The sequence below is a fragment of the Mesorhizobium sp. M0166 genome, from assembly GCF_040322255.1.
Taxonomy (GTDB): Bacteria; Pseudomonadota; Alphaproteobacteria; order Rhizobiales; family Rhizobiaceae; genus Mesorhizobium.
The window spans coordinates 135,987-152,524 of the sequence record NZ_JAMYTD010000007.1; the positions used below are offsets into that span (position 1 = coordinate 135,987).

The following is a 16,538-nucleotide window of genomic DNA, read 5'->3' on the forward strand; positions in this document are numbered from 1 at the left end:
CTACCCCGATCCGGCCACAAAACAGATTCCATAGCCGATTGACAAGGCTCCTGGTGCTCCATAGTATGGTATACCATAATATGATGTAAAGATTTCGGCGTTGCACAGCGCCATGGCGACCGAGGACTTTCATGAAACCAGCCATTCGAAAGATCGTCACCTACATCGAGAACACGCTAGTCGAGGGCGGTAAGGAAGCCCCAAAACCGTTGCGTCTGATAGGCGTCGCCGCCGTGCTGACAAACCCTTGGGCGGGCCGCGGTTTCACCGACGACCTGTCGCCGGAGATCCGTGTCATTGCTCCCGTCCTCGGCGAACTGCTGACCCGCGAGATTATCGCCGTTGCCGGTTCCGGCGAGGCAATAGAGGGTTATGGCAAGGCCGCGGTCTGCGGCACGGCGGGCGAGATCGAGCACGCATCGGCGCTGATCCATACGCTGCATTTCGGCAACCATTACCGTCGCGCGGTCGGCGCCAAGACCTATCTCGCCTTCACCAATCTGCGCGGAGGGCCGAACACCCCGATCATGATCCCGCTGATGGACAAGAACGACGAAGGCCGCCGCTCCCACTATCTGACCGTACATTTCCAAATCGGCGACGCGCCCGCGCCCGACGAACTGGTGGTGGCGCTTGGCGCTTCGATTGGCGGCCGCCCGCACCATCGTATCGGCGACCGCTATCAGGACCTCAAGGAGGTCGGAGACCTGCATGGCTGACGTCGCTGCCACCGCATGGGTCCGGGACACGGCTCCGGACGGCACCGGCTTCATCCGCGCCGGCTCCGACGCGCCGGTTCTGCTCATTCACGGTGTCGGCATGAACGCCGCGATCTGGCACGATCAGATCGCGGCGATGAAAGACCATCATGACCTGATCGCCATCGACATGCTCGGCCACGGCGTTTCACCGCTGCCGCCGGAAGAAGCCAGCCTGTCGGATTTCGCCGATCAGGCGGTTCGCCTGCTCGACCATCTTGGCGTGGCGTCGGTGTCGATCGTCGGCCATTCGATGGGCGCGCTGGTCGCACTGGAAATCGCCCTTCGCGCCCCTTTGCGCGTTCGCGCCATCGTGTGCCTCAACGCGGTGTTCCGCCGCCCCGCGGCCTTGACGCAGGCCGTGCGCGAGCGGGCGGCCGCGCTTGGCCCCCGTGGCAATCCTTCCGCCATTGCGGCAACACTTGCCCGCTGGTTCGGCGACCCGCTGCCTGCGAACCTTGTCGACGCGGCCTCTACCGCGCGCGCCGCCCTTGAAAGGGGCGAACCCGAAGGCTACGCGCGCACCTATCGCCTCTTTGCCCGTGCCGATGCCGAGCATGCCGATGCCCTCCCGAGTCTTGCCGCACCGGCCCTGTTTATGACCGGGTCGCAAGACAGCAATTCGACCCCGGCCATGTCGGCGGCGATGGCGAGGCTTGCGCCGCACGGTCAATGCCTCGTGCTCAATGGAGAAAGGCACATGATGGCAATGGCTTCACCTGAAAAAGTGACCAAACACATCATGGAATTTCTCGACACGGCAGGAGACGCTGGCGTGAACCCGGAGACGGATGCAGTCTTTGACAGCGGCGAATTCCGGCGCGCGCTCGGCTCCTTCCTGACCGGTGTCACCATCGTCACAACGATCAGCACGGAAGGCGAACCGCGCGGCTTCACCGCCAACTCGTTCACCTCGGTCTCGCTCGAGCCGCCGCTGGTGCTTGTCTGCATCGCCAAGAGGGCGCTGGGGCACAGTGCTTTTTCGACGTCGAGAGGTTTCGCCATCAACATCCTGTCAGAGGACCAGAAGGCCCATTCCGGCATCTTCGCTTCCAAAGCAGCGGACAAGTTCGCGGCCGTGAGCTGGCAACCGGGCCGGACCGGCAATCCGCTGATCGACGGCTGCGTTGCGGTGTTCGATTGCGGCATGGAGCAGCTGGTCGATGCTGGCGATCACTCGATCCTCATCGGCCGCGTCCGTGACTTCAGTCACAACGGAGCTCAGCCCCTCGGTTATTGCAGAGGCACCTACGTCACGCCTGGCCTCAGCCAGGAGGCCCTGGCGGCGGCGCCCCCCGATACGGAGATCGGCGCCATTCTCGAGAATGAGGGCCGTGTGCTGTTCTTCGCAACGGCCGATGGGTTTCATGAATTGCCAGCCGGACGCGGATTGGGCACGCCGAACGATGCGCGCAGTCTCAAGGGGCGCCTTGCCGCCAAGGCCATAGACGCCCAGCTCGGCTTCCTGTTCGCGGTGTGGGACGATGCCGCCGAACCCTGGCGCACGCATGTTTATTATCGCGGAACGGTCGAGGGACCCTATTCCGACGATCGCCAGATGCGGCTTGTCGACATCGAGAAGATCGCGGATCTGAAGATCGCCGATCCCGCAGTGCGTTCGATGCTTGCCCGCTATGCGCGCGAACGTACGGAAGATGCATTCGGCGTCTATGTCGGCAACGAGGTCGAAGGCGAAGTCCGGCCGCTCGCCAAGCCCTCTCCTTCTCAAATTCGTCTTTCCGGCCGCGGGTGAAACCGATGAAATTTTCGCTTTTCGTCCACATGGAGCGGTCGGATCTGGCAAAGCCGCATTCCGAGCTTGTCGGCGAGTTGGAGGAGCTGGTGCTGCAGGCCGAAAAGGCAGGATTCGAGACTGCCTGGATCGGCGAGCATCACGGGATGGAATTCACCATCTCGCCGAATCCGTTCATCAACATCGCCTGGCTCGCCGCCAAAACCAGGCGCATCCGGCTCGGCACCGGAACCATCGTCGCGCCATTCTGGCACCCGATCAAGCTTGCCGGCGAAGCGGCGATGGCCGACGTCATCACCGGCGGCCGTCTCGACATCGGCATTGCGCGCGGCGCCTACGCTTATGAATACCAGCGACTTTTCCCAGGCCTCGAGGCCTGGGGTGCCGGCCAGCGTATGCGCGAGATGGTGCCAGCGATCCGGGGCCTTTGGGATGGTGACTTCGAACTCGCCGGCGAGTTCTGGTCGTTTCCTGCAACCACCTCGTCGCCCAAGCCGTTGCAAAAGCCTTATCCGCCGATCTGGGTGGCCGCACGCGATCCGAACTCGCACGACTTTGCGGTTTCCAGCAAATGCAACGTCCAGGTTACGCCGCTTGCCTCGGGCGATGACGAAGTGGCCAGCCTGATGGAGCGTTTCAACGCGGCGTGCAATGCCCACCCCGACGTACCAAGGCCGGAGATCATGCTGCTTATGCATACTTTCGTCGCCGAGGACGCCGCGGATGCTGACCGGCTCGCGCAGGATCTGTCGCAGTTCTACTGCCAGTTCGGCGCCTGGTTCCAGAACAAGAAGCCGGTGCACCAGGGCATGATGGAAGCGCTGACCGAAGACGAGATCGGGGCCATGCCGCAATATGCGCCTGACAAGATCAAGCAGAACCTGGTCATTGGCGAAGCCGACGAGGTGATCGCCAGGCTGAAGGCCTACGAAGCGCTCGGCTACGATCAGTATTCGATCTGGATCGACAGCGGCCTTTCCCATCAGCGCAAGAAGAAATCGCTGCAGCTCTTCATCGACAGGGTGATGCCGGCCTTTTCCGAGCCGAAAGCTAGATTGCGATGAGCACCACTCAATTCAGGAACTATATGGACGGCAGCTTCGTCGAAGTGGCGGCGACCTTCGACAGCATCGATCCCTCGACGGGCGCGCCATGGGCGACGATGCCCGCTGCATCATCTGATGATGTCGACCGCGCCGTCGAAGCCGCTCACCGGGCGCTGCGCTCCGCCCCGTGGGCAGCGATGACGGCAACGGCACGCGGCAAGCTTCTGGTGAGGCTCGGCGATCTGGTGGTCGCCAATGCCGACCGGCTGGCTGAACTCGAGACACGCGACACCGGCAAGATCATCCGCGAGACCCGCGCCCAGATCGCCTATGTCGGCGACTACTACCGCTATTATGGCGGGCTGGCCGACAAGCACGAGGGCTCATTCGTCCCCATCGATAAGGCCGACATGGAAGTAACCATCCGGCCCGAACCGATCGGAGTGGTCGCCGCCATTGTGCCGTGGAATTCGCAGCTCTTCCTGTCCGCCGTCAAGCTCGGGCCGGCGCTGGCGGCCGGTTGCACCATCGTTCTGAAAGCATCGGAAGACGGCCCTGCCCCGTTGCTGGCCTTCGCCGAGCTCGTCCATGAGGCGGGATTTCCCGCCGGGACCGTCAACATCCTGACCGGCTTCGGCCACGATTGCGGTCACCGCCTGACCAGTCATCCGCTCGTCGCCCGCGTCGCCTTCACCGGCGGTCCCTCGACCGCTCGGCAGATCGTCAGGAATACGGCGGAAAACCTCGCCTTCACGACGCTCGAGCTCGGCGGCAAAAGCCCGGTCGTGGTGTTTGCCGATGCCGATCTGGACAGCGCCGCCAACGCGGTCGTTGCAGGCATCTTCGCTGCCACCGGCCAGAGCTGCGTCGCCGGCTCACGGCTGCTGGTCCAGCGCTCCGTGAAGGACGAACTCCTCGCCCGGCTCAAGCGCAAGGCCGAGGCGATCAGGATTGGCGATCCGCAGGATCCCGCGACCGAAATGGGACCGCTCGCCACCTCGCGCCAGCGCGAATGGATAGAGAAGATCGTTGCTGAAAGCCTGGCCGCCGGCGGGCGGCTGGTCACCGGCGGCATCCGCCCCACGGGCATGGCGGGCGGCTTCTATTACGCGCCGACGATTATCGACGCGCCTGATCAGACCCTTGCCTGCGTGCGCGAAGAGCTCTTCGGCCCGGTGCTCTCGGTGCTTGCCTTCGACAGCGAAGCTGAAGCGCTTTCGCTCGCCAACGACACGAAGTTCGGCCTGGCGTCCGGCGTGTTCACCACCAATCTGGCAAAAGCCCACCGCATGGCGCGCGGCATCCTTGCCGGCGTGGTCTGGATCAACACCTATCGGGCGGTCTCGCCGCTGGTTCCGTTTGGCGGCTACGGCCAATCCGGGCTCGGCCGCGAGGGCGGCCTCGATGCGATCCGCGACTACACGCGTTCGAAATCGGTGTGGATACGCACCTCCGACGACCCGATTCCCGATCCTTTTGTCATGCGGTAGCCGCCGCTGGCCGGAGATGCGCGATCAAGGCGAAAACGACCGATCGCGAACAGACAACAACGAAAACAACAGAGGAGAACGACATGAAACTGATCATCACCGGCATCCTTGCCGGATTTATTGCAACGACAGTTCTGGCAACGACGGACGCAAAGGCCGAGGACATGGTGTTCACCAGCTGGGGCGGGACGACCCAGGAAGCGCAGACCAAATCCTGGGCCGAGCCGTTCACCGCTGCATCCGGGATCAAGGTCATGCAGGATGGCCCGACCGACTACGGCAAGCTGAAGGCGATGGTCGATAGCGGCAGTGTCAACTGGGACGTCGTCGACGTCGAGATGGATTTCGCCATCAAGGCGGCCAAGGACGGTCTGCTCGAGCCGATCGACTTCAAGACCGTGCCGAAGGCCGACCTCGATCCGCGCTTCACCACCGATCACGCCGTCGGCAGTTTCTACTATTCCTTCGTGCTCGCCTGGAACAAGGGCGCCGTTTCGGGTGAACCGGCCGGCTGGGCCGACATGTTCGATCTGACGAAGTTCCCGGGCAAGCGGACCTTCTACAAATGGTCGGCGCCCGGCGTCATCGAGATCGCGCTGCTGGCCGATGGTGTTCCGGCGGACAAGCTCTATCCGCTGGATCTCGATCGCGCCTTCAAGAAACTCGACACCATCAAGTCGGACATCGTCTGGTGGGGTGGCGGGGCGGAGTCGCAGCAATTGATCGCATCTGGCGAAGCAACGTTCGGCCAGCTGTGGAACGGCCGCGTCTTCGCACTGAACAAGGATGGCGCCGATGTCGGCGTCTCCTGGAACCAGAACCTGACCGCAGCCGACGTTCTGGTGGTACCGAAGGGTGCCAAGAACAAGGATACGGCGATGAAATTCCTCGCCGCGGCGAGCGGCCCCGCTGGCCAGGCCAAATTTGCCGAAGCCAGCGGTTATGCGCCGATCAACACCAAGGCCAGGGCAGAGATGCCGGCCGATGCCGTGAAATCGCTGCCGGATGCTCATGTCGACGGACAGATCAATCTCGACATGAACTACTGGGCCGCCAATCGCGACACCATCGCTGCGCGCTGGTATGCCTGGCAGGCGAAATAAGCCCGCCCTTGAACCGCAATGGACGAGACGGTTCGTACCGTCTCGTCCCGTAGCCGGGTCGCTGTCATGTCGGTCGAAACACGCCGGAACTTTGGAACGGTGCGGGTGCCGGCAGGTCTCAATGGCCTGCTGCCGGCCCTGATTCTGATTATGCTGTTCTTCGTCGTCCCCGTGCTGGCGCTGCTTTTGCGCAGTGTCACGGAGCCCGAGCCAGGCTTGCAGAACTATGCTGCCCTGCTTGGTGACGGCACCTATGCGCGGGTGTTCTTCAACACATTCCTGGTCGCGGCGTTGGTCACCATCGTCACGGTCCTTGTCGCCTTTCCGGTCGCCTGGATGCTGGCGATCATGCCTTCGGGACTGGCCTCGATCATCTTCGGCATCATCATCCTGTCGATGTGGACGAACCTGCTCACCCGCACCTATGCCTGGATGGTGCTCCTGCAGCGTACCGGCGTCATCAACCGGACGCTGATGACCATCGGCGCCATCGACCAGCCGCTGCCGCTCATCAACAATCTCACCGGCGTCACCATCGGCATGGTCTATATCATGCTGCCCTTCATGATCCTGCCGCTGGTCGGCACGTTACGGGCGATCGGTCCGATGACGCTGCGTGCGGCGTCGCTGTGCGGCGCAAGCCCTTTCCAAGCGTTCCGCCGCATCCTCCTGCCGCTGTCGCTGCCCGGTGTCGCCGCGGGTGGCCTGATGGTCTTCGTCATGTCGCTTGGCTACTTCGTCACGCCGGCACTGCTCGGCGGCACGTCGAACATGATGCTTGCCGAAATGATCGCGCAGATGGTCCAGTCGCTGCTTAACTGGGGGCTCGGCAGCGCCGCAGCCTTCATCCTGCTTGTCGTCACCATGGCTCTATACGCGCTGCAGGTGCGCCTTGTCGGTGCCGGGCGCATTAGCGGAGGCATCTGAGATGCTGCTCGACTATGACCGCATGGGTGGACTGCGGCTTGCCCTGCTCGGCTTCACCGCGCTGGTCGCCGGCTTTCTTCTGCTGCCAGTGGTCTTCATTGTCCTGCTCTCCTTTGGCTCGTCGCGCTGGCTGGCTTTTCCGCCGCCCGGCTGGACGCTCAAATGGTACCAGGAGCTTTTTGCCGATCCGGCCTGGCTCGACGCCGCGCTGACCAGCGCTCGGATCGCCACCATGACGGCGATCCTGGCAGTAGCGATCGGCCTGCTCGCCTCCTTTGCCCTGGTTCGCGAAAGGTTTGCCGGACGTGAGATCCTGCGCGGCCTGCTGCTGACGCCGATGGTGCTGCCCGTCGTTGTCTTCGCCATCGCAATCTACGCCTTCTTCCTTCGCCTCGGCCTCGGCGGTACCACCACCGGCTTCGTCATCGCCCACACCGTGTTGGCGCTGCCCTTCGCCATCATACCGATCGCCGCGGCGCTCGAAGGGTTCGACAAGTCGATCGAGGACGCGGCAATCGTCTGCGGGGCAAGCCCGCTCGAGGCCAGGCTCAGGATCACCTTGCCGTCGATCCGGATCGGCATCTTCTCCGCCGCGATCTTTTCCTTCCTCGCGTCGTGGGACGAAGTCGTGGTTGCGATCTTTATGGCCAGCCCCAGCTTGCAAACCTTGCCCGTCAAGATCTGGAGCAGTCTGCGGTCGGACCTCAGTCCGGTGATCGCAGCCGCCTCAAGCCTGCTTGTCGGGCTGACGCTTGCCCTGATGGTGGTGACGGCGCTGCTGCAGCGAAAGTTCCGGACATGACCCACCCTTTCCTCTCCATCCGCAATCTGCGCAAGGCGTTCGGGGCGATTGTCGCCGTGCACGATGTCACGCTGGACATACCCAAGGGTGAGTTCCTGACCTTTCTTGGGCCCTCCGGCTCGGGAAAATCGACGACGCTCTACGCGATCGCCGGCTTTCAGGACCCGACTTCCGGCGATGTCTTGCTGGAAGGAAGATCACTGCTTGCAGTGCCCTCGCACAAGCGCAACATCGGCATGGTCTTCCAGCGCTACACCCTGTTTCCGCATCTGACGGTGGCCGAAAACGTCGCTTTTCCGCTGCGGGTTCGCCGCCGGCCGGACGCCGAGGTGAAGAAAAAGGTCGCCGACATGCTGGGCCTGGTGCGGCTCGAAAGCTTCGCCGGGCGCTTACCCGGCGCGCTGTCGGGCGGCCAGCAGCAGCGCGTCGCGCTGGCCCGGGCGCTGGCCTACGATCCGCCGATCCTTTTGATGGACGAGCCATTGTCGGCGCTCGACAAGAAGCTGCGCGAGGAAATCCAGGGCGAAATCCGCCGCATTCATCGCCAGACCGGCGTCACCATCCTCTATGTCACCCACGATCAGGAAGAGGCGCTGCATCTGTCGGACCGGATCGCCCTGTTCAAGGATGGCCGCATTGAGCAGACCGGCACCGGCGAGGATCTCTATCTCAGGCCAGCGACCGACTTCGTCGCCGGCTTCATCGGCAATTCAAATTTCCTCGCCGCCGAACATCTCGACACCACCAACGGCACGACAACGATCCGCATGACAGACGGTTCGGTCATATCCGGAGTGAGGTCCAACGGCACGTTCGGCAAAGGCCAGAAGAGCAGGCTGATGATCCGGCCCGAAGCCTTTAGCATGGAGCGGAGCCCGGCGAGCGCTGAACTGAATGTCGAGATCGTCGATATCGCATTTTACGGCGAGCGCCGGCGGATTGTCGCGCGCACCGCCGCTGGACAGGAGGTTGACATCAGGCCGACCTCCGCCGCCATGCAATCGCAGGGTGTGTCGCCCTGCAGCCGGCAGGTCTTTTTCGATCCGGCGGCGGCGTTCCTGTTTCAGGCTTGACTAAGCCGCGGTGGATCGCCGCCATCCAACGCTTCGCAGCGATGGAGGCGTGCGTAGGATAAGTTGTGGTTCGGTCCATCATCAACTGCGGTCGGCAAGCGCGTAACGTGGTCGACGCTACCGGCGGCTGATTGGATGGCGGGGGCAGCTCCTCTGTCCATTGACAGTCGTGATGCTCGGTTGGAAGATGAAGAAGGTCAGTGGCGATAGCCATACGGGAAGGCAATGGTCCAACCGCCAGATACCGGACACCATCCTGGCAGCGTCGTCGCGGTCATCGTCATTTGTTTGGTCATCGTTGCTTTGTTCTTCATAGGCTTCAGATACTCAAGGCCGGGTCAGGGTACTCTCGTTATTCCTGGCGGTGCGCAGCAGCAATAGTGAATCCGCTCGCTGGCGCGCTGATGCGGAGCCGGTGTCGGGCTGCCAAAGTGCTCCGGCGGACTGGGGGACGCCGCAGGGTGCTCCGGCGTTCGCAGCCGGTCTTTTAGTATCCCGCCGCGGCATTCCTTTCCCACCTAAACGACCAAGCCTGGCCGCTGTGAGGTCGACCATACTGGGAGACGACGAGCCCTCATCCTCCACCAAGCACTAGACGGCCCTGATCAGCCGGAGCAGAGAAAGCGCTTCGAAAAAGCTCCCCTTGCGAAAGGCGAGATAGGTCGGCTCTTCGACACCATGGAACCGGCGCTTGAAGGCCGCTTGCCCCTGCAGGTTGAAGCGGGTGCGATTGACCCAGGGCGAGTCATAGGCACGCTGGAAGGCGTGCCGCCAGAAATCGCTTTCGGCAAAACCGCTAGGTCCGATTTCGACAAGCGGCGACAGGCCCAGGGTGACGACGGAAACACCTTCGTTGCGAAAGCGGTCGACCGCGAACTTGGTCAGGCCGATCTCGGCATGCGCCGAGGCATCGATGTGCTTGCGCTTGAACGAGGTGGTGTAGCCGATGATCTTACCGTCGCTGAACAGCGGATCGAAATCCAGCAAGGCCACGAGTTCCCCATCCGGACCGTGCAGGACGAAACGGCGCATATCGACGCCAAGGTGATCGGCAAAGGGCCTGTTGAGAAATCTCATCTCCCAGCGCTTGACGATGCGGTCGGCCCGCCAATTCTGGGAGAGCCTGGCAATCTCGTCGAGGAAGATAGTCCCGTTGTCCTCTGCGAAAGAAAACCCCTTCCTCAAGAGCCAGCGTTCGGAATAGCGCACTGTCTCGTTGCGCTTTCCGGAAAAGTCGTGTCCAGGCAGGACAAGCCTGGTGTCGACGCCGAGGCGGTTGACCTGATAGCCAAGCCCGGCAAGCACGCGCGCCGTCTGTTCGCCGATCTGCACGAACCACGGGCTGCCGGCAACCTCGATGAAACGTTTGATGTAGTCGCGCCGATCGGCCGGGGCAGCCACTGGATCACCGAGCGCGAAATGATGTCGCGTTTTGCTGCCGTAAGCGATGTAGCCCCGGGCATCGCCGAAGTAGTGAAGCCCCTTCTGCACAGCGGTCGAATAGGCAAGGGAAAAATCACCATGGCGACGGACCAGCGCCAGGCGCTCGACATGGTTCAGCTGCAGCCGCGGTACTTTGGGCCCGCGGTTCTCCAGGAAACGATCGAGGCGTCTTCGCAGTGACGGCATGGTCGACTTTCGCGTGCCGGCTAGGCCGATGAAAGAGCTGACGGACCCCAAACCAATCATATTGCCGCGAGCTGATCCTTACCTGGGTGCGGCATGCTTACCCTGCCGAAACTGCCAGATTCCTAGGCGAAATCAGCCCCCATCCCGCCCCACGGCCGCACCATGCATTGTTGTCGACGCCCAGCGCCTGACGGCTGGTTGCTGCGCCCTTGGCGACACGAAAATCAATGCCACTTTCGCAAGCGCCCAGGTCACCCGCCAAACACGATGTTCTTATCGAACTGCGCTCTGAGAAGATGCCGCTTGATCGGAAGCCAGGAACTCGTCGCGTTCTGCTATCCACAAGTCGGCGTAGTCGACATTCTGCCACTCGGCAAACCACGGGCCGCCGCTCGTATAGTGGACCGCCTTGGGTGTGCCGACCGCAGGCTTTTCATTCCAGCCTTCGAGCCAATTCCACTCTACCGGCAATGAGCCCAAATCTTTGTCGGCAACCCACTGCATTCGGTGAAGATAGGCGCCACTTTCCTGATTCACGACGTCTGGCGTGAGCGATCTGACTGAAGGATGCGCGCAATTGAACAGCATCAGCGACGACCAGTTTTTCCGAGGATAGGACGTCTGGACCACGCCATCCATCTTGGTTGTGGCCTTCGGCGTATAGTCATGCTGGACGCAATAGACCGCCTTGTCCGAGTCCGTATATTTCAGCAGGCCTGCGACGTCACCAAGCCACAGGAAATCGCAATCGCAAAACAGGGCCCAACCCGTGTAGTCGGCGAGAAAGGGCGTGAGGAAGCGCGTGTAGGTGAACTCCGTTGAGGCGAGCGGATCTTTTTCCCGCCAATACAGCCCGCGGGCACGCATCTCGTCCTGTTTGATCGGAATGACGGAGACAGGCGCCGACGCATGTTTGAGCAGCGAGTGTCGCGCGACGTCGTACGCGATCGGCTCGCGGCTGTCCCATCCGATAAATACCCTAAACGCATCAGTCATATTCACTACCCTGGCTTTCGATTTTAACGGTCGTACACTAACTAGTTGGCGATGGCTCGGCAACAATTGCGGTCAACCAAGCCGGTTTGTCACAGATTTGTCCTGGCCTCAGCCTTGCTTTTTTGGTGGCCCTGGCCTCGCATTCCCACTGCGACACGCGCCCATTTCTGATAGGTGTAGCTGGCCGAATACGCGGCCACCATTGCACCAATGGAACCGTCCAGAAATCCCAGCCGGAAAACATAGCTGCGCACATAGGCCCAGACGGAGCGTAAGACCGCCTTGCCTATCGAGCTTTTTTTGCCCTCGGCAAGCAGTTGCGCGGCGGACGCTTCTGCGTACCGGCCGATCTTGTCGTGGGCATCTGCCAAGTCGGTGATGGAATCGTGCTCGATCGGCTGGGATAATCGGCTGACCTTCCCGTTCACCAATACCTTCTCGTGCACGGTGTCGTCGCTGAAGCGCCCGGAGCGGCGACGGAAGAGCCTGAGCACCAGATCGGGCGACCAGCCGCTATGGCGGACAATGTGACCGCAAAAGCGCGATCTTCTCGGTATTTCGAAGCCGTCATAGGCTTTTGCGTCGGCGATTGCGGCCCTTATTTCCGCGCCGAGCGGCGCCTCCACCCACTCATCTGCATCCAGCGAGAGGATCCAATCCCCCGTTGCCGCGGCCAGCGCACGGTTTTTTTGCGCGCCGAAACCGGGCCAATCAACGGTCATCAGAACCTTGGCCCCCAGAGCACCGGCAATCTCCCTGGTTCTGTCGCTGCTGTTGTTGTCGAGAACGACGATCTCATCGGCAAAATGGACCGACCGAAGGCATTGCGCGATGGACGCCTCCTCGTTGCGGGTGATGATAATGACCGAGAGCGCCGGCACGGTCAGAATGTTCCGGCATCAAAGCTGCCACTGTCATTCGAATGCATCTGCAGCATCGGCTCCCGGCCTGTTGGCACACTGACGGTACTAACCCAATTCAACAAAGTCGAAAATCATTTCAGATCAAGGCTTTCATACAGCGCCATCATTCGCTTGATCATGACATTGAAATCATAGTGTTCGGCCGCCGCCCTCACCCGGGCTGCGGTTTCAGGTCGTGACGACAACTGCAGCGCGTGCGCGAGCGCTGCTGCGAGGTCGCTTTCGCTGGCCGCGTCGCAAACGAGCGTCGGCTCGAACCGCTCGACAAGCTCGCGCGCTCCGCAGCCGGTGCTTACCACAGCGGGCAAGCCGCTGGCCATGGCTTCGATGACCACTGTGCCGAAAGGATCATAGATGGAAGGCAGCACTGCAATATCGGCCGCGCCGTACCACGGCAGCATGTCTTTCTGCGGCCCCAGCATCTTGAGCCGTGCGCCGAGACCGAGCCTGTCACCGGCCTGCCTGAAGGCGTTGGCGCGCGAATCATGGCCGATGACCCACAATTCAGGCTCGTCATCGAGCCTGGCGACCGCCTTCATCAGTGCGAGCAGCCCCTTTCGCGCAAAGCCCGAGCCGACAAACAGGACGACCGGCCTGTTTGCGTCGACGTCAAGGCGCGCGCGGATTGTCGCCCGATGCAATTGGCGCAGCTGCGGTTTGAAGCGGTCGAGATCCACCCCGTTGGGAATATGGTGCACATTTTCCGCCGGATAATCGTAGTGACGGACAATGTCCTCTGCCACCATTTTCGAAATGGCAATGACAGCTTTGAGCCGCGAACTGGCATAGGTTGCGCGCTCGAGGCGCAGCGTCTGGCGGTGAAAGGGGCTCAGCGCCATTGCCGCCCTGCCAAGCCGCGTCTCGAAACGCCGCCGCTCGGCAAGATAGGCGGCATGAACGCCCTCCCCGGCCCGGAAGACATCGCAGCACGGCAGGCGATCGTTGCTCTGCACCAGAGCCGGCGGCATCTCGGCGATCTTGCGGCAGGCGGCTTGAGCAAAGGACGTCGCCCGCAGCGAACGCGGAAACCGGCGGCCGGCACAATGGATGAATTCTATGCCGTCGTTTCGCGGCCATTCGCCGGAGAGCACGGCCACCGGCCGCTGACGCGCGGCAAATGCGGCCATGATGTTTTCCAGCATGATCTCGCCGCCACCAAAAGGCGCATAACGCTGGCGCACGAACAGGATCGGCCTGTCGAATTGAATTTCGGTGCCACGAATGCCGGCGTACATGGGGTCTGGGCTCCGGCCTGTTGCCATCCGACGATGTCTATAGAGGCCAGCGCGCATCGGCAACACTTGGAAAGCTCACCCGCCGGAACTCCGCAACTGCTTGCGATTTGCCTAACGGTGCTGCATGTAGAAATTAACTGCAAACAGCGGATCAGCGCCAGCTCCAGCCGGGCGGTGACCGCCATGAGGGGAATCGACGGCTTGAGCAAAGCAACCTGGCCTGCCATTGTCCGCCGGACGATTACCGACACCGCCATATATCGGCTGAGACACACCTTCGGAAGACGGGCAGAAGTGTCATCGCTGCGGCCGATAACGCCCCTTAAAGCGAATGACTTGCCTTTGATCCTCGTCATCCGCAACGAGGCGGACAGGCTACGCCCGTTCCTGAAGCACTATCGCGAACTCGGCGTCACCAGATTCGCCGTCCTCGATGATCGCTCGACCGACGGCACAGCTGAGCTTCTGGCCGAGCAGCCAGACGTCGATCTGTTCAGCTCGCCGATCACCTATTCGCAGTCGGACCTGGGAAACCTTTGGCGGCAGCGTATTGTGCAGATTTATGGTCAGCCTCGCTGGTATCTGACCGTGGATGCGGACGAATATCTTGTCTATGACGGCATGGATCAGCATCCGCTCGGTGCGATGGCCGACTGGCTCAAGCGGCGCGGAATGACACGCCTGCTGGCGCCGATGATCGACATGTATCCGAGCGGAAACATCTGGGACGTACCCTTCGATCCCATCGTGCCGCCATGGCAAGTTGCGGACCATTTCGACGGCAGCGGCTACGAGGTGACGAGGAGCCCCCGGCATCTCAAGATCACAGGCGGCCCGAGAACCCGGCTTTTCGCCAGGCAGCACAAGTTGACCAAGTTCCCTCTGATATATGTTGATCGCCAGACGATTTTTACGTCGATTCACTCACCGCTGCCCTACTGGCGAAACTATATAAAGGGATTGGCCGGCCTGCTTCATTTCAAGTTCTTCGCCGATTTCAACGATAAGGCGCAGGTCGCGGTGGCGGAAGGTCAGTATTGGAACGGCGCTTCCAAATATCGCCAGTATCATGAGGTATCGAGCGGTAAAGCCGCTCTCAGCGCGATGAGCGAACAGTCAATGCTGTACGAAGGAGCTCACAGCCTGTTCAAAACGGGTTTGATCGACAAGATTGATTGGTAGACGGCATTTCCAGCAGATGCCGAACCGGCATCATGCATAACCGAATGCTTTCATAAGCTGGGCACCTCGTCCTTGTACCAGGTCCTGTAACTCGGCGTTTCCAAGTTCGGAGCGCCATCTCCCGCTTCCGTCGTAGATCGGCTGATTGACCTGCTGGTTCCGGAGCACCTCATGTTGCGTCTCGACGCTGGCGTCGGTCGGCTTGAACCATTGCTGCGGGTTCTTGTGGTAGTCGAGGAGATCCGGGCTGAAGCTTACATCGAGAAAGCCGCATATCTGCTCGACGACTTTGGCCGGATTCTCGACCAGGTCCTCATAGCGATAGATCAGCACATCCGGCTTTCCCTGTTCCGCAAGCACCAGCGCATTGTCGTTGATCCAGCGGTCGAGAGCCTCCTTTGGGTCGCCAAGTCGTTTGATCAGGGACGCTACCACGTCGCGCCCATCTCGCACCGGCATGACGAAACGCGCGCCGGGCACGAGCCGGCGAATGCGGGCGACACGGCGGATATGCCGCGGTGTCTTTTCAAGCAGCACGTTCTTTCCAGCATCGAGCGCCGCCCGCTTCAGTTTCCAGAAGCGGAACATGGCCAGTGGCGTCCACTTGAAGAAAATGTTGGTTTCCTGGAGCGGCAAGTAGACGTCGGGATGCGACGCAAGGATCGTCGCCATCAACGTCGTCCCGCTATGGCCGCAGCCGCAAATGAATCCGGTCCGCATCACCATGTCGGCAATGCTCCCTAACCCAAGGCGATCCGGGCGCCGTTATCGACGCGAGAGTAGCACAAGCCGTTCGTGCTAAAGACCTTGTCCAGCTTCTCCCAATATTCGAACTTAGCCAACTGCTCGTCACAATAGGCCACGTCGTCGTCGGAAAGATATTCGCCGTAACCGCCTATCTTGCCCTTGCGCACCTTGAAGCTTTCGGGATCATTCGCATCGCGCGGCTGTAATATCTTGCCGTATCGATCGGACAGATCACCGGTCGATTCACTCACTTTCATCTTGTCGAACGTTCGGTTGTTCGCCACCTCGACAAGCGTCCGATCGTCAGCCTGCTGGTTCAGGAATCCAAGGATCGCGCGAAGGACACCAGCCGTATCCCGATGCATATCTTCATATTGAAGATACCGGATTTCGCGCATCCGGGGCATGGCCGCGAACCATTGCAGATTAAATCTGATGATCTTTTCAATCCCATGATTGTCGCTTCTGATAAAATCGCTGAACGATCCCGCTGGAAGCATGTGGCGCTTCTGAACCTGAAAGTACCCTGAGACCACCGTATCTCTTGGGTCGCGAACAAGCATTATTGTTCTTCTTTTCTTGTATCGAGATTTATTCTCCTTGAGGCTCGATTTCGGTCGAAGTAACTTGTGGTCGGTTCCGTCGTGAATGTATTGAACTTCAACGCCGAGATCGTCCAGCATGACACGCAGCCAGGTGCGCCCTGATTTTGGAAAGGATACGATAAGAGGAAGAGGCGGCGCTTTGGCCTGGAAAAATTTTAGAAAGGACATGGGAGAGACCTCCTTTAGATTATCAGAGCTGGCGCCCGAACCGCTGCCGGCCAGACGAACCCAATTACTGGGCGCCTAAGCCTACGGCTGATTCGAACACA

The 16,538-nt window shown here is 61.1% G+C and carries 15 protein-coding genes; 9 read left to right on the forward strand and 6 right to left on the reverse strand.

What is annotated here, in order from left to right:
* The first annotated feature begins 131 nt into the window (after positions 1–131).
* The 8 genes from NKJ46_RS11605 to NKJ46_RS11640 all read left to right on the forward strand — a co-directional run bounded on the left by NKJ46_RS11605 (position 132) and on the right by NKJ46_RS11640 (position 8,952).
* Positions 132–719, forward strand: a complete 588-nt coding sequence (locus NKJ46_RS11605) for an amino acid synthesis family protein (RefSeq protein ID WP_352664996.1) — start codon at positions 132–134, stop codon at positions 717–719.
* Positions 712–2,511 carry an alpha/beta fold hydrolase gene (locus NKJ46_RS11610; protein ID WP_352664998.1) on the forward strand — a complete coding sequence of 600 codons (1,800 nt, stop codon included), beginning with the start codon at positions 712–714 and terminating at the stop codon, positions 2,509–2,511. Before NKJ46_RS11605 ends, NKJ46_RS11610 begins: the two co-directional genes overlap by 8 nt.
* Before the next feature lie 5 nt (positions 2,512–2,516).
* Positions 2,517–3,575: an LLM class flavin-dependent oxidoreductase gene (locus NKJ46_RS11615; RefSeq protein ID WP_352665000.1), complete on the forward strand. Its 1,059-nt coding sequence runs from the start codon at positions 2,517–2,519 to the stop codon at positions 3,573–3,575.
* Positions 3,572–5,047: an aldehyde dehydrogenase gene (locus NKJ46_RS11620; RefSeq protein WP_352665002.1), complete on the forward strand. Its 1,476-nt coding sequence runs from the start codon at positions 3,572–3,574 to the stop codon at positions 5,045–5,047. Before NKJ46_RS11615 ends, NKJ46_RS11620 begins: the two co-directional genes overlap by 4 nt.
* Before the next feature lie 83 nt (positions 5,048–5,130).
* Positions 5,131–6,150 (forward strand): ABC transporter substrate-binding protein, encoded by a 1,020-nt coding sequence (locus NKJ46_RS11625; protein ID WP_352665004.1) that lies wholly within the window; start codon positions 5,131–5,133, stop codon positions 6,148–6,150.
* Positions 6,151–6,216: 66 nt separating this feature from the next.
* Positions 6,217–7,077 (forward strand): ABC transporter permease, encoded by an 861-nt coding sequence (locus tag NKJ46_RS11630; protein ID WP_502903392.1) that lies wholly within the window; start codon positions 6,217–6,219, stop codon positions 7,075–7,077.
* Position 7,078: 1 nt separating this feature from the next.
* Entirely contained in the window at positions 7,079–7,879 is an 801-nt protein-coding gene (locus NKJ46_RS11635; protein ID WP_352665006.1) for an ABC transporter permease, read from the forward strand.
* Entirely contained in the window at positions 7,876–8,952 is a 1,077-nt protein-coding gene (locus NKJ46_RS11640; protein WP_352665008.1) for an ABC transporter ATP-binding protein, read from the forward strand. The genes NKJ46_RS11635 and NKJ46_RS11640 overlap by 4 nt, the downstream gene beginning before the upstream one ends.
* Before the next feature lie 591 nt (positions 8,953–9,543).
* Here the strand turns inward: NKJ46_RS11640 and NKJ46_RS11645 are convergent.
* The 4 genes from NKJ46_RS11645 to NKJ46_RS11660 form a co-directional block, all read right to left on the reverse strand.
* Positions 9,544–10,581 (reverse strand): phosphatidylglycerol lysyltransferase domain-containing protein, encoded by a 1,038-nt coding sequence (locus NKJ46_RS11645; RefSeq protein ID WP_352665010.1) that lies wholly within the window; start codon positions 10,579–10,581, stop codon positions 9,544–9,546.
* A gap of 273 nt (positions 10,582–10,854) precedes the next feature.
* On the reverse strand, positions 10,855–11,577 hold the full coding sequence (locus NKJ46_RS11650) for a glycosyltransferase (protein ID WP_352665012.1): 723 nt from the start codon (positions 11,575–11,577) through the stop codon (positions 10,855–10,857).
* Between the two features lie 89 nt (positions 11,578–11,666).
* On the reverse strand, positions 11,667–12,458 hold the full coding sequence (locus tag NKJ46_RS11655; protein ID WP_352665014.1) for a glycosyltransferase family 2 protein: 792 nt from the start codon (positions 12,456–12,458) through the stop codon (positions 11,667–11,669).
* A 113-nt stretch (positions 12,459–12,571) separates the two neighbouring features.
* The gene (locus tag NKJ46_RS11660) at positions 12,572–13,735 is read right to left on the reverse strand and encodes a glycosyltransferase family 4 protein (protein WP_352665016.1); all 1,164 of its coding nucleotides are present in this window, start codon (positions 13,733–13,735) and stop codon (positions 12,572–12,574) included.
* Here NKJ46_RS11660 and NKJ46_RS11665 point away from each other — a divergent pair.
* Positions 13,703–14,917, forward strand: a complete 1,215-nt coding sequence (locus NKJ46_RS11665; protein ID WP_352665018.1) for a glycosyltransferase family 2 protein — start codon at positions 13,703–13,705, stop codon at positions 14,915–14,917. The two genes, NKJ46_RS11660 and NKJ46_RS11665, sit on opposite strands and share 33 nt — an antisense overlap.
* 30 nt (positions 14,918–14,947) lie before the next feature.
* Here the strand turns inward: NKJ46_RS11665 and NKJ46_RS11670 are convergent, their stop codons facing one another.
* A complete protein-coding gene (locus NKJ46_RS11670; RefSeq protein ID WP_352665020.1) occupies positions 14,948–15,643 on the reverse strand; it encodes a sulfotransferase family protein in 696 nt (231 codons plus the stop codon).
* Between the two features lie 14 nt (positions 15,644–15,657).
* Positions 15,658–16,437 (reverse strand): sulfotransferase domain-containing protein, encoded by a 780-nt coding sequence (locus NKJ46_RS11675; RefSeq protein WP_352665022.1) that lies wholly within the window; start codon positions 16,435–16,437, stop codon positions 15,658–15,660.
* Between the last annotated feature and the right edge of the window lie 101 nt (positions 16,438–16,538).